The organism is Nonomuraea sp. AD125B, assembly GCF_041402765.1.
GTDB classification, from domain to species: domain Bacteria; phylum Actinomycetota; class Actinomycetes; order Streptosporangiales; family Streptosporangiaceae; genus Nonomuraea; species Nonomuraea bangladeshensis.
Window position 1 is genome coordinate 149,564 of record NZ_JBGLOU010000007.1, and the last position, 11,998, is coordinate 161,561.

General features: G+C 64.4%; 12 protein-coding genes. 6 read left to right on the forward strand and 6 right to left on the reverse strand.

Annotated elements, in window-relative coordinates; all coding sequences use genetic code 11:
* Window positions 1–48: 48 nt before the first annotated feature.
* Entirely contained in the window at window positions 49–291 is a 243-nt protein-coding gene (locus ACBR40_RS20050) for a hypothetical protein (protein ID WP_371249699.1), read from the reverse strand.
* 92 nt (window positions 292–383) lie between these two features.
* On the opposite strand from ACBR40_RS20050, the gene ACBR40_RS20055 reads away from it, so the two are divergent.
* The 3 genes from ACBR40_RS20055 to ACBR40_RS20065 all read left to right on the forward strand — a co-directional run bounded on the left by ACBR40_RS20055 (window position 384) and on the right by ACBR40_RS20065 (window position 2,393).
* Window positions 384–635: a GntR family transcriptional regulator gene (locus ACBR40_RS20055; RefSeq protein ID WP_371249700.1), complete on the forward strand. Its 252-nt coding sequence runs from the start codon at window positions 384–386 to the stop codon at window positions 633–635.
* A 610-nt stretch (window positions 636–1,245) separates the two neighbouring features.
* Window positions 1,246–1,560, forward strand: a complete 315-nt coding sequence (locus tag ACBR40_RS20060; RefSeq protein ID WP_371249701.1) for a hypothetical protein — start codon at window positions 1,246–1,248, stop codon at window positions 1,558–1,560.
* A gap of 23 nt (window positions 1,561–1,583) precedes the next feature.
* Complete coding sequence (locus ACBR40_RS20065; RefSeq protein ID WP_371249702.1) at window positions 1,584–2,393, forward strand: DUF6551 family protein; 810 nt, start codon at window positions 1,584–1,586, stop codon at window positions 2,391–2,393.
* A gap of 411 nt (window positions 2,394–2,804) precedes the next feature.
* Here ACBR40_RS20065 and ACBR40_RS20070 read toward each other — a convergent pair whose 3' ends face one another.
* Window positions 2,805–3,014 carry a DUF397 domain-containing protein gene (locus ACBR40_RS20070; protein WP_371249703.1) on the reverse strand — a complete coding sequence of 70 codons (210 nt, stop codon included), beginning with the start codon at window positions 3,012–3,014 and terminating at the stop codon, window positions 2,805–2,807.
* 19 nt (window positions 3,015–3,033) lie between these two features.
* The gene (locus tag ACBR40_RS20075; RefSeq protein ID WP_371249704.1) at window positions 3,034–3,891 is read right to left on the reverse strand and encodes a helix-turn-helix domain-containing protein; all 858 of its coding nucleotides are present in this window, start codon (window positions 3,889–3,891) and stop codon (window positions 3,034–3,036) included.
* A gap of 169 nt (window positions 3,892–4,060) precedes the next feature.
* Between ACBR40_RS20075 and ACBR40_RS20080 the strand changes: the two genes are divergently transcribed.
* Window positions 4,061–4,573, forward strand: a complete 513-nt coding sequence (locus ACBR40_RS20080) for an ATP-binding protein (RefSeq protein ID WP_371249899.1) — start codon at window positions 4,061–4,063, stop codon at window positions 4,571–4,573.
* Between the two features lie 339 nt (window positions 4,574–4,912).
* On the opposite strand, the gene ACBR40_RS20085 is transcribed toward ACBR40_RS20080, so the two are convergent.
* Genes ACBR40_RS20085 through ACBR40_RS20095 form a run of 3 tightly spaced genes read right to left on the reverse strand, consistent with a single transcriptional unit; the run spans window position 4,913 to window position 7,754 of the window.
* Window positions 4,913–5,452 (reverse strand): hypothetical protein, encoded by a 540-nt coding sequence (locus tag ACBR40_RS20085; RefSeq protein WP_371249705.1) that lies wholly within the window; start codon window positions 5,450–5,452, stop codon window positions 4,913–4,915.
* A complete protein-coding gene (locus ACBR40_RS20090; protein ID WP_371249706.1) occupies window positions 5,449–7,524 on the reverse strand; it encodes a DUF6571 family protein in 2,076 nt (691 codons plus the stop codon). Before ACBR40_RS20090 ends, ACBR40_RS20085 begins: the two co-directional genes overlap by 4 nt.
* Window positions 7,521–7,754, reverse strand: a complete 234-nt coding sequence (locus tag ACBR40_RS20095; protein WP_371249707.1) for a hypothetical protein — start codon at window positions 7,752–7,754, stop codon at window positions 7,521–7,523. Before ACBR40_RS20095 ends, ACBR40_RS20090 begins: the two co-directional genes overlap by 4 nt.
* A 573-nt stretch (window positions 7,755–8,327) precedes the next feature.
* Between ACBR40_RS20095 and ACBR40_RS20100 the strand changes: the two genes are divergently transcribed.
* Complete coding sequence (locus ACBR40_RS20100) at window positions 8,328–10,076, forward strand: ABC transporter ATP-binding protein (RefSeq protein ID WP_371249708.1); 1,749 nt, start codon at window positions 8,328–8,330, stop codon at window positions 10,074–10,076.
* Window positions 10,077–10,087: 11 nt separating this feature from the next.
* Window positions 10,088–11,899 (forward strand): ABC transporter ATP-binding protein, encoded by a 1,812-nt coding sequence (locus tag ACBR40_RS20105; protein ID WP_371249709.1) that lies wholly within the window; start codon window positions 10,088–10,090, stop codon window positions 11,897–11,899.
* Window positions 11,900–11,998: the final 99 nt, after the last annotated feature.

The window sequence follows — 11,998 nt, forward strand, 5'->3', positions numbered from 1 at the left end:
CACGCCGGCCAGCCTGCGGGCTTCGGCCTTGACGCGGGGGATGAGCGCTCAGTTAAGCGCCTCAGCTCGCAGATCGTTCCAGTAGTAGCCGCAATCCGGAGGAGGGGTGCCCTCGAAGGTGCGAAGAGGGTCGATCTCCAGATCACACAGCCGTTGATCCTGAGAAAGCGCGTGGTACGCCACGGCTTTGTCCGTCGCGCTGGCCATGTTGGGTGCCTCCACGACCCAGGTGTACGGAGCTTCCCCGTCGAACCGCTCGGTACCCGCGATGGTCACGGTGAACGTCCTCATTCGCCTCATCTCGCTAGCCTGCGCAATTCCGTGTGCTGACGGATGGACCTTTAGGAAGGCGGGGGAACTCCTAGCTTCCTATCGTTACCCATATGGACTTCAAGCCCGATGAGCTTCGCTGGCAGGCGGTGGCGGACGAGATCCGGCGCAGGATCGCCGACGGGGTCTATCGGCCCAGAATGCCTGTCCCGGGTGAGCCGCGTCTGGCGGTCGAGTTGGGCGTGTCGAAGGGAACGGCGCGCCGGGCGCTGAACGCCCTACTCGCAGACGGCACGCTGTACTCCGTCTTGGGCAAGGGGACCTTCGTCAGCCAACCTGACGACGCGGACGCCGCAGAAAGCTAGTCTCTGATGCCCCCTGAGAGAGCTCGATGCAGCAGGAGCGTGGGATCGCTCGTGGCTCAGTACGCCATGCAACGGAACTTCTGCGCGAGAAAGGCTTGGTAGTCACCATTCAGGCCAGGTGATCTTCGTCGCGCCTCTTGAAGAAGAGGCGGCGGCGGAGGCGGTCGCTTCGCCAGGCGCAAGAGCCCTTACGAGCTGACCGCTCGCAGGGGCGAAAGTATCTGACGGACGTTATCTCGTTGTTACCGACTCAGCATGTAGCTCATGCCGGGCGGGCAGTCGAATCCTTAGGCATCGATACCGTCCCTAATGCACGCTTTTGTGCCTAATTGACCCTATTTGTCCGGTTGTCGTTATGTGATGAGGGCCTGAGGTCGAGTCGTGCGTTCGTCGCGAAATTGCTGGATGTCTGAGCTGCAGGAGAAGCTGTGACCTGTGAAAATGTCGAGCTAGTAATGCTTGTTGGGCATCTGTGATGCTAGTTCATATAGGTTCTGGTTGTGCGGGTTAGCTGTCTTCAACTACGCTCTCGTCAGGCCCGAGTGGGGAGTCGCGCATGTGACCAGGACGGCCTACATCGTTGAGAGTCCGTCCTGAGAGGTCCTCGGATATGAGCCTCAAATCCTGGGCGCTTTGGGGCGCTGTGGTGTCGGCTGGCTTGGGTATTGCCGTCAACCTCGCCACCGAGATGAAGCACAGCACATTGGCCTGGGCTGCGGTGGTTGTGTTCGTGGTCCTCACCGCACTGGTTGGCTCACTCGCTGATCAGAGTGGGCAGCGTCGAGTTTTGCACTGGGACAAGCGAAGCGGAAGTGAGCGCTGGACCGTGTCAACGACGGACCCGAAGGTGGCCACTGAGTTTCTCAAGAGCGTCGGTACCCACCAGGAACCGCCGCAAGAGCGTCAGAAAAAGAAGCCTAGCTAGCATCCGAGAACGGAGTCCTTCGAGTGGCCAAGTCTCGCTTCCAGTACGAACTCCCAGATCACCGCGTCGACTACGGTGTCGAGGTTGAGATCGATACGCTGAAGATTGACGAGGATGCACAGCGCAAGCTCAACCCGAAGCGGGCGAAGAGCATCGCCGATGGGCTCATCGTGGACGCTCTCGGCTCTATCGTGGTTTCTGAGCGCGCCGACGGCCTTCGGTACGTGGTTGACGGCATGCACAGAACTGAGGCATGCAGACTGCGGGGCCTTCGCACCCTCAAAGCGGAGATCCACTATGGCCTCGACCAGCAGCAAGAGGCGACTCTCTTCCTCATCAAGAATCGAGAGTCAGCAAAAGTCAGCACGCTGGACGAGTACAGGGTTGGGCTGACTGCGGGGGATGCGCTTTGTGTGAGCATCGACAGAGTGCTGAAGGATCACCAGCTCGGCTTGGGGTCAAGCTCGACGAACAGCGTCGGTGCGGTGTCGGCCGTCTTGAGGATCACGAAGCAGTATGGACCCGAAGTTCTGCATCGAACGTTGCGGGTTGTCGAACTGGCTTGGGGGAGGGACAAAGAGTCCTGGGACGGCGTAATCCTGGGAGGAGTGGCCATGTTCCTCGGGCGTCACGGTGCGAATGTCGACGACGATGACCTGGCCAAGAAGATGCTCAAACGGGGTTTGGCCGCGCGCTGGAGGTCTGAAGCGCTGACCCGCGCGTCGAATGGCGGCTACAACAACAGCGGTACTGGGTCACGAGAGAGTCAGTGCTACCAGATGGTCATCGAAAGCTGGAACAAGGGACGGACCGCCGCCAACCGTATCGGATGACTGTTTTGCTCCTGCGCCGGCGAAAGATCGTAGTCGGATATCGCGGCCAAGCAGGTCGGAATATGAGGCGCGCTTACCGCTTACCTCTATAAGAAGTTCGGTCTTCATCTGCAAGGAGGATGCTTTGGCGGTTGTGCGTGAATTTTCCAGGACGAAGCAAAATGCCGGGCTTCACCCGACCGAGGTCGAGTGTGGTTATCAAGTGGTGCATACGGCTGAAGGCCGCATACTCCAGTTGAGCACCTATGGGTCCGATGGCAGACAGTCTCCGAAGAAAGTCAGTCAGACCCTGCAGTTCGATCAGGCTGGCGCAGCCAAGCTCCTTAGCATCATCCGGGAGGCTTTTCCAGATCTTGAATAGCCCTCCGGGGGACGTTGGCAGGGTGCTAACGGCCGGGTTCACCGCTGAGGCTAGTCAAAGAAGTCGAACTCTCCTGCGCGGATTCCGGCCACGAAAGCCTGCCACTCGGCCTTGGTGTAGATGATCACTTCGCCATGAAGCCTGCTGTGGCGAACGGCCACCCGGCCGGACCCGTCCTGGATAGGGCCGGCTTCTACGCAGTTCCCGCTGCCATCGGCGCTGAAGCTGCTGATGTGCCAAGCGACCTCGGGAGTGGTCATGATAGGGCGGCTCCGTCCTTTAGGCGTCGGCGAAACTCTCAGCGACCGCCCCGATCAGCTCCAGCGAACTCTTGGTGCTGAGCGCGTTATCTCGTATGCGGTCATATTTCAGCTTAAGTCTATCGGCGGTATCTCCTTCGACATAGATTGCTCCCGCTGGGGTTGAAACGTACGCGATGGCTGGAAAGGGCTGGGGGAGCTGGAAGACACGGAAGGCGCCGTCAGGGCTGGCGTGTGCTCCCGCGCTGAGCGGAAGAACGCGGATTTCGATCTTGGAGGCGGTGGCATGCTTCGCGAGGTGTGTCAGCTGGTCCCGCATGGTTCCAGGTCCGCCAATCGGGCGGCGTAGCACGCACTCGTCCAGGACTACCGAGAGGTGTGGGCCTTCGTCCGTGAGAATGCCCTGTCTGGCGCGCCGGAAGTCGACCCAGCGGTTGGTCTGGTGGTCGGTCACGTCCGGGTCCGCCGCGCGGATGACGGCCTCCATGTAGTCCCTGGTCTGGAGCAAGCCAGGGATCATCAGAGCGTCGAAGGAGTAGATGCTCTCAGCGCGGGCTTCCAGCCAGGCATAGTCAACGATGCCATGCGACACGTCCCCTGAGTAATTGTCCCACCAGCCGCTCTGCCATACGTCGCGGCTCAGGCGAACCAAGCCTTCGCGTTCTTGAGACGTTGTGACCCCGTACAGGTCAAGGAGGGCGAGGACGTCAGGCGTACGGGCGGGGTAGAGACCGGTCTCGAAGCGGCTGACCGTGGAGCCGTCGCGTTGGAGGTACTCGCCAGCCTCCTTGAGCGTTAGCCCAGCGCGTTCGCGTAGCTCTCGTAGATGCTTGCCGAGCCACTGGGCTCGGAGCGTCACCCCGCGCTTTCCGCTCATGGTCACCACCTCGATTGGCTGTCCCGAACGTTACACGTGCACTGCGCGCCTCGGAGACATTCATCTTTTCGCTGTGCAAGTTTGCAGAGTGCATGTCAGTATCGAGACGGTCGCGGTGAGTGACGGCGGAAGCTGTCGTCGGGTGCGGAAGGGCGGGGCAATGAACGGGATGGCTTGGCGGGGTGATTTCCCGGGCGAACGCGTACAACTGGGGAAGGTGCGGCGGCTCGCCGATGCTCTGCTCCAGGACTCACCGGTACGTGATGACGCGATCTCGTGTCTGGCCGAGCTCGTTGGTAACGCCATCCTGCACACCAGGTCGGCCAACAGCTTTTTCACGGTCGGGATATGGTCCGCCGATGCTTTCGTCCGGGTTGCGGTAAAGGACGCAGGCGGCTGGGATGAGCCCAGTCTTCAGTCAGGGCATCAGAGAGGGCTGGTTGAGAGCGGGCGGGGGCTCAGCATCGTTGTTGCGCTCGCCGACCGGCTCGGGGTTGCGGGTGACGAGGCTGGGCGGGTGGTGTGGGCGGACCTATCGTGCGATGACGACGGAGCACAAGCCGATGTCGCTCGCACGGCTTGTTGGGGTGACGTTCCGCTGCTTGAGCCTGTTTGCGGACGCTGCTGGATGTCGAGCGGGCGGCCGTCCCAGATGATCTTCTCAGCGGCATCCGGAAGGTGAAGCGTGCCGTGGGTGAGCGAGGTTGGCATGGCTTGCACCCGGCGCCGTTCCAGGACGGGTATCAGCGGCTCGTCTGGCGAGCGCCGAGTCACCGAACGTCACATGTGCGGGTACGTGATCACACTTGTGAGTGCAGGTCCGTGGTCTACGAGCTCTGTCAGGCGGGTGGGCTCATGTTCATCCAGCGTGTAGTGCGTTCGGAGGGCGGCGTGGAGAGGCACGAGACGGCGTGGCTCGCGTGCGCTCGGGCGGAACGTCTCTGGAGCCTGCTTCTGAGCGGGCGTGCTGGATGATGCGCGATCGAGTCGCCGATGGGCGGTCAGCGAGACCTTCGCCGCGTCACTTGGACGGAGAGAGCAGGATGGGTTTGAGTTGGCGGACGAACTCGATGGCGTCCGCTCTGTGGTCGCGGCCTGGAGCGCCGGGGGTGATCCAGATGGTCAGAAGTCGACGAGCGTCGGGGGTCCATGCGTTGGCGTAGGTGCTCAAGCCGTGCTTGCCTTCGAACTGAGCGGTGAATCCAGGGCCGATGTCTGCTGGTAGGTCCACTCCGTGGTCGGCCTTCTTCGTGCCTTCCAATTCCGCCAGGGACAGAGCCGACGGATTGTCGAGGGTGATAGATAGCTCCGCTCCGATTTCGTCGTTCTGCAGCTTCCGCACGATGCAGCGGCTGAAGGGGTCACCCGGCCGACTTCCGGTGGCTAGGAAGTCGTGCAATCCCGTGGCTCGGGTGATGGCCTGCCGGGAGATCAGGCCACATTCCTGCGGCTTCGCTGTGACGTTACCCAGTGGCTTCGTATCAGCAGGAGGTGCGGAATCGCAGGCAGTTGTCGCGAGCGCGACTGTGATCAGCAGGGCTGCAAGGGCGGACGACCTCATCTGCCTGGTCCTTTGGAATTTGCGGTTTGACCGAATCCTTCTCTCACCGCGTTCGATGGGTCACGGAAGACCGTCCCCGTCTCCGCTAGGTCGAGCCACTCCGTGTAGGCGTCGCGTTGCTGCTGGTTCATCTGGCTCCAGGGCACGATCTTGTTGCCTGCGACGAAATCCCCCTCGGAGCCGCGGGGGTGGTTGATCGATGCATAGGGGTGTGTTCTGGCCGGCACTTCGCCGTCACCAAAGAGCCCGTGTTGCATCATGACGTCCGCAGTGATGTCGGTGAACATGTCGATGCTCTGGCCGAGTGTGGATTCCGCCTCACTGCGTGCCACCGATCCCTGTTCGCCTGTCACCTGCCCGAACACTCCTGCCTTGGCCTTTTCAAAGAGCAGGTTGCTGATCTTGCCCTGAGGTCCGGGGATCAGGTCGGTCACACTGGTGACAGCGTCCTTGAAGGCGCCGAAAACCCGGTCGCGCGCATCGGCCTTCTCGATGTGGGCAATGTTGCCGGCGTCGGTGACCAAATACAGGGTCCGGCTCAGCCTTTCTATGTCTGAGCTGAATCCTGAGCCGTCTGGGCCTGTCATGAGACCCTCCAGGATTCTCTGACGTTGGTCGTTGATCTCGGCGGCGGTCGCCTCGGGATTCGTTTTACGCCACTTCTCGAAATCCGAGTGGAGCTGTTCAGCGACCTTGGCGGCCCGTTCGTTCAGCACGTTGATGCTGTACTGTCCCTGTGCTGTCACCACCGTCTTTAGCACGGTGGGATCAGCGAAAGCCCATTTCATCACGTCCATGACACCTTTTCGGTCCAACATGGCACCGTACGGCTGCACACCTTTGATGTGCGGATCGGGGTCGGAGGCGGAAGTGACGCCGGGCTGCTGTGAGACCCGTTGGCTGGACAGGCGATTGAGGTCGCTCATGTACGAGCTGAGGATGTTGCCTACGCTCTGTCGGGTGTTGCGGAGGTTGGACTGGACGGAGGGGTTGGTCCAGAAGTGGAGGGTCCAGGAGGCGATCAGGGCTGACTTGTAGCCGCGGGAACCGCCTGGGGGGAGGTCGTGGTCGCGGAAGGTGGTGGTGGCGGCTTCGAGGGCGTGGCCGAGGTCGGTGTCGGTGGCTTCGTACCAGGTGCGTTCGCGCATCAGGTAGTCGAGGGGCTTGCGTTGGGGGTCGGTGAGGAAGTCCTGGGCGGCTCGGGGGTTGTGGGCGAGGGCGGCTGCTACGGCGGCCAGTGGGTCCTTGTACGCGGCCGGGAGGTCGTTGGCGGGTTGCGTGGCGGGGGTCAGGTTGTGCCAGTACAGGGAGCCTGGGGGTTGTTTGCGTTCGTAGTCGTAGACCTTGGTGGCCAGCTCGCGGAGGAAGGTGTCGTCAAAGCGGCCGGTACGCAGGAGTTTGTTGAGTGCGAAGGCGGTTTCGGGGGTGTCGAGGTGTTCCAGGAGCTGGTCGACGTAGCCCTTCGGGAGCTTGAGTGAGCCGGCGCCGCGTGAGGCGGTGGCGAGGGTGGTGCTCAGGGCGGCGGACAGTTTGTCGAGCTCGGCGATCGCTTCCGGGTCGGCGCCCAGCACGGTGGTGTTGCGGCGGTAGAGGGACGTGAGTAGTTGCTTGAGCTCCCTGGGGGATAGTTGGGTGGCGAAGGCGATGGCGAAGTATGGGTCGTTCTGGTGTTTCTGGAGGTCGGCGAGGGTTTTGGCGTCGATGGCGCCCTTCTTCATGGCGGTGCGGAGGGCGGCGGCCAGGCGGTCGGCCGTTGCGGCGCCGGCTGCGGGGGTGTCGGAGACCCATTGGGACTCGTCGGCCCACAGGGCTTGGGATCTGCTGAGCGCGACCTTCTGGGCGGCGAGCATCAGGTCGAGGCGGCGTTGTAGTTCGGGGACCTTTGTGCCGATCTGGTGGGCGATGTCGCGGGCAGCGCCGGGGCCGGGCATGCTCAGCCGGACCGTGCTCAGGGCCTTGTCCACCTGGGCGCCGGTCTCGGGGACGGTCTGGCTGAGGCGCTTCATCAGGGAGATGAGCTGGGTCATCAGCGTCGGGTCGATGGCGAGGGGTGTCGTCGGGCCGGGGGTCATGAGGTCGCGCCCTCCGGGTGGAGGGTGTCCAGCAGGTTGAGTGCGCGGTCGAACAGGCCGCGGTACGCCTGGTCCCAGCCGTTGATGTCGCGTACCAGTCTGTCGGCGGCAGGGCCTTTTATCGCGCCGGCGTCAATGAGGTGGATCAGGCCGCGGATATCGCCGCTGTGCTGATCGCGCAACTGCTCGATCTGCCGCCGGGCGGCATGGATCTGCTCCTGTGTCGCCATGCTGGGTCCCCTGTGGGCGGTCGACGGGCGAGTGACCATGCGCAGCGTATCCGGGTTGCGGGAGATACAGAGCGCGATTTCCGGCTGCACAGTCAATCGGTATAAGACGGGGCGGGAATATGCATAATGGGGCCGGGTGAAAAAGCGATTTCGTGCGCGCCTAAAAGAGGTTCCGTTCCGGCTTTTCTTGGGTGGTGGCTGCGGGCTGTGCGCTTAATGGCGCGGATAGGGGCGTAGTGGGGTGATTCTCGCGATTTTGCGGACTGTTGTCCACTGGGCGCGAAGTGGGGCGTTGTCCGGCAGCCGGCTGTGGTCGTGGTCGCCGGGTGGGCCGGTGATCAGGTGGGTGACGGGGCCGGTAAACCGCTGGGAAATTGTCGGAGGCCGGTGGTAGAAAGCGAGTTCGAGTCTGTCAGCTATCCGTGGTCGGGGGCGGCGCCTGTGACGAGCAGCAGTTCCGAGTTCTCCGTGGCGGGTCCACGTCACGACCGGCGTGGGCCCGTGCGTTGGCTCTGGTCGCATCTGCGGCGGCACCCGTACCATCTGGTCGGGTTCCTGGGTGGGTCCGTGGTCATGACCACGCTCAACGCCATGGTGCCGCAGTACATCGGCGACGCCTTCGACGCCGTGCTCGGCCACCGGGGCGGGCCGCTGGACGCGCTCGGGCTCATCGCGCTCGCGATGCTGGCGGTGGTGCTCGCGCGCGGGGTGTTCGACCTGGTCGCGCGGCTGTCGAGCGAGGTGCTGGCCAAGCGGCTGGAGCGCGATGCGCGCGACGAGCTGTATGTCAGCCTGCTCGGCAAGAGCCAGACCTTTCACAACCGCCAGCGTGTGGGCGATCTCATGGCGCGGGCCGCCAACGACATCCGGCAGCTCTCCATCATGATCACGCCGGGCGCCGACCTCATCGTCGACTCCGGGCTCACCGGCATCGTCCCGCTGTTCTTCATGGCGGCCATCGATCCGCGGCTGCTGCTGGTGCCGGGGGTGTTCGCGGTGGTGTTCGTGATCGCGCTCCGGGCCTACATGCGCAGGCTCAACCCGGTGGCGACGCGGATGCGGGAGGAGTTCGGCGAGCTCAACGCCGGGCTCAGTCAGGCGGTGCGCGGCATCGAGGTGATCAAGGTGACCGCGCAGGAGGGGCAGGAGCGGCTGCGGTTCCGGGCCAGCGCGCGGCGTTACCGCGACTCGTTCGTACGCAACGGGCTGGTGCAGGCCCGTTATCTGCCTACGTTGCTGTTCTCGTTCGCGATGGCAGGGGCGCTCTGGCATGCGCTTTATCTGCAGGGCATCGGGGCGATCAGTGTCGGTGAACTGGTCGCGTTCATGGGGCTCATGGGGATGCTCGGGTTCCCGACGCAGATGTCGATCTTCACGTTTTCGCTCATCCAGATCGGCATCGTCTCGTCCCGGCGCATTCTCGACATCATGACCGCCGAGAGTGAGATCGAGCAGCGGACCGACGGGCATGCCGCGCCGATTCGCGGCGAGATCGTCTTCGAGGACGTCACTTTCGGCTACGCCGCAGATGGCGAGCCGGCGCTGCGCGGGGTGTCGTTCACCGTGAAGCCGGGGGAGACGGTCGCGATCGTGGGGGAGACCGGGTCGGGCAAGAGCACGCTCACCAAGCTGGTGCCGCGGATCTACGACGTCACCGGTGGGCGCGTGCTGGTCGACGGGGTTGACGTACGCGACTGGGACCTCGACTCGCTGCGGTCGCAGATCTCGACGATCGAGCAGGACATCGTGCTGTTCTCACGGTCGGTGAGCGAGAACATCGCCTTCGGTCTGGGGCAGCGGGCCGATCGCGAGGCGGTGGTGCGGGCGGCCGAGGACGCGCAGGCCGCGGAGTTCATCGGGGAGCTGGAGGACGGCTACGAGACGGTGATCGGGGAGCGTGGCGTCACGCTCTCCGGAGGGCAGCGGCAGCGGCTGGCCATCGCGCGGGCGTTGCTCACCGATCCCGCGATTCTGGTGCTCGACGATTCCACCAGCGCCATCGACTCCGCGACCGAGGACAAGATCCAGCAGGCTGTCGGGCGCATTCTGGAGGGGCGGAGCACGTTGCTGATCACACATCGGCTCTCGCAGATTCGGTGGGCCGACAAGGTGTTGTTGCTGCGGCGCGGGGAGGTTGTCGACTTCGGTACGCATGACGAGTTGATTGCGCGGAGTCGGCTTTATCGGCGGGTGTTTGCTCACTATGACGAGATCGACGTTCCGGGTGGCGGCGTTCCGGGTGACGGTGGCGGCGTTCAGGGCAGCGGCGTTCCGGGTGCGGGTGGTCGGGTTTTGGCAGGGGAGCAGGGAGGGGTGCGCTGATGGGGTTCATCATGGATGGACTCGATGCCGAGGACTACGACCGCACCTACAACGATCGTGACCTGCTGCGGCGCATCCTGTCCTACTTCCGGCCCAAGCTGGGCCCGATGCTGCTGGTCGCCGCCATGATCGTGCTGCTGTCGGCGAGTCAGGCGGCGGTGCCCGCTATCGGCAGCCTCGCCGTGGACGCCATCGCTGACGGCACGATCGGCGCGGCCGGGCCGGCGCTCGTGGCGGCCATCCTGGGGACCGGCGTGTTGTCGTGGGTGTTCAACTACCTCCGACAGAAGCACAGTGCGCAGGTCACCGGCGATGTCGTGCTGCAGCTGCGCGAGGACGCCTTTGATGCGGTGCTGGCGCGTGATTTGTCGTTCTACGACGAGACGCCGTCCGGGCGGATCGTCAGCCGGGTCACCTCCGACACCGACGACTTCGCGACCGTCTCCACTTTGACGATGGACCTCATCAGCCAGGTGCTGATGGTCGGCTTCGTGACGGTGCTGCTGTTCGTGCGCAGCGCGCAGCTCGCGCTGATGACGCTGCTGGTGGTGCCGATCGTGGTCGGGCTGGCGCTGCTGTTCCGGCGGGTGGCGAGGATCAGCACCCGGCGGGCGCAGCGCTCGCTGAGCCGGGTCAACGCCAACCTGCAGGAGACCATGGGCGGCATCGCCGTCGCCAAGAACTTCCGGCAGGAGCGGCAGGTCTACGACGAGTTCCGGCCGATCAACCAGCAGAGCTATCAGGTGACGCTGCGCCAGGGGTTCGTCTTCTCCACCATCTTCCCCGTGCTGTTCACGGTGGCGGGGCTGGCCACGGTCGCGCTCGTGCAGCTCGGCGGAGCGCGGGTGGTGGCGGGTGGGCTCACGGCGGGCGAGTGGTACCTGTTCCTGCAGAGTGTGGCGCTGTTCTGGTTCCCGCTGACGTCGATCGCGGCGTTCTGGTCGCAGTTCCAGCAGGGGCTGTCGGCGTCCGAACGGGTCTTCGCGCTGATCGACGCGCCGCCCCGCGTGGTGCAGACCGACGCGCGGCCGGTCGGGAAGCCGGCGGGCCGCATCGAGTTCCGTGGCGTCACCTTCGGTTACGACCCGGCCAGTCCTGTACTGCGGGACTTCGATCTCACCATCGCGGCGGGGGAGACGGTCGCGCTGGTGGGGCATACGGGGGCGGGGAAGTCCACGCTCAGCAAGCTGATCACCCGCTTCTACGAGTTCCAGGAAGGCAGCCTGCTGATCGACGGGCAGGACATCCGCAGCTTGGAGCTGGGCGCGTACCGGCGGCAGATCGGCGCGGTGCCGCAGGCGCCGTTCCTGTTCAGCGGCACGGTGGCGGACAACATCCGCTATCCGCGGCCCGAGGCGAGCGACGAGGAGGTGCACCGGGCGGCGGCGGCCGTGGGCGGCGGCGACTGGATCGATGCCCTGCCCAACGGCCTGCTCACGGACGTCGGCGAGCACGGCCGGGCGTTGTCCATGGGGCAGCGGCAGCTCGTCGCGCTGGCCCGGCTGCTCATCCAGGACCCGGCGATCGTGGTGCTCGACGAGGCCACGGCGAGCGTCGATCCATTGACCGAGGCGCAGATCCAGGAAGGGCTTGACGCGGTGCTGGCGGGGCGTACATCGATCGTGATCGCGCACCGGCTGTCCACGATCGAGCACGTCGATCGGATCATCGTGCTCGATCACGGGCGGATCGTGGAGGAGGGGGATCACGCGACGCTGCTGGCGAAGGGTGGGCGTTACTGCGAGGTCTACAACACGTACTTCCGGCATCAGTCGCCCAACTATCGGGCGGGTACGGGGTTCGTCGCGGTCGGCCAGGGGTGAGCGGGCCGGCGCGGCGCGGGCGGCTGTCGCCGTCGTCGGCCGGGCGGCTGCGCCGTCGTCGGCTGGGCGGCTGATGCGGATTGCCCGCCTGGTGGCGAT

What these genes read in the sequence shown, in the direction of transcription:
- ACBR40_RS20050 (WP_371249699.1), bottom strand. Translation starts at nt 291, where the DNA reads ATGAGGACGTTCACCGTGACCATCGCGGGTACCGAGCGGTTCGACGGG.
- ACBR40_RS20055 (WP_371249700.1), top strand. Translation starts at nt 384, where the DNA reads ATGGACTTCAAGCCCGATGAGCTTCGCTGGCAGGCGGTGGCGGACGAG.
- ACBR40_RS20060 (WP_371249701.1), top strand. Translation starts at nt 1,246, where the DNA reads ATGAGCCTCAAATCCTGGGCGCTTTGGGGCGCTGTGGTGTCGGCTGGC.
- ACBR40_RS20070 (WP_371249703.1), bottom strand. Translation starts at nt 3,014, where the DNA reads ATGACCACTCCCGAGGTCGCTTGGCACATCAGCAGCTTCAGCGCCGAT.
- ACBR40_RS20075 (WP_371249704.1), bottom strand. Translation starts at nt 3,891, where the DNA reads ATGAGCGGAAAGCGCGGGGTGACGCTCCGAGCCCAGTGGCTCGGCAAG.
- ACBR40_RS20080 (WP_371249899.1), top strand. Translation starts at nt 4,061, where the DNA reads ATGGCTTGGCGGGGTGATTTCCCGGGCGAACGCGTACAACTGGGGAAG.
- ACBR40_RS20085 (WP_371249705.1), bottom strand. Translation starts at nt 5,452, where the DNA reads ATGAGGTCGTCCGCCCTTGCAGCCCTGCTGATCACAGTCGCGCTCGCG.
- ACBR40_RS20090 (WP_371249706.1), bottom strand. Translation starts at nt 7,524, where the DNA reads ATGACCCCCGGCCCGACGACACCCCTCGCCATCGACCCGACGCTGATG.
- ACBR40_RS20095 (WP_371249707.1), bottom strand. Translation starts at nt 7,754, where the DNA reads ATGGCGACACAGGAGCAGATCCATGCCGCCCGGCGGCAGATCGAGCAG.
- ACBR40_RS20100 (WP_371249708.1), top strand. Translation starts at nt 8,328, where the DNA reads ATGACCACGCTCAACGCCATGGTGCCGCAGTACATCGGCGACGCCTTC.
- ACBR40_RS20105 (WP_371249709.1), top strand. Translation starts at nt 10,088, where the DNA reads ATGGATGGACTCGATGCCGAGGACTACGACCGCACCTACAACGATCGT.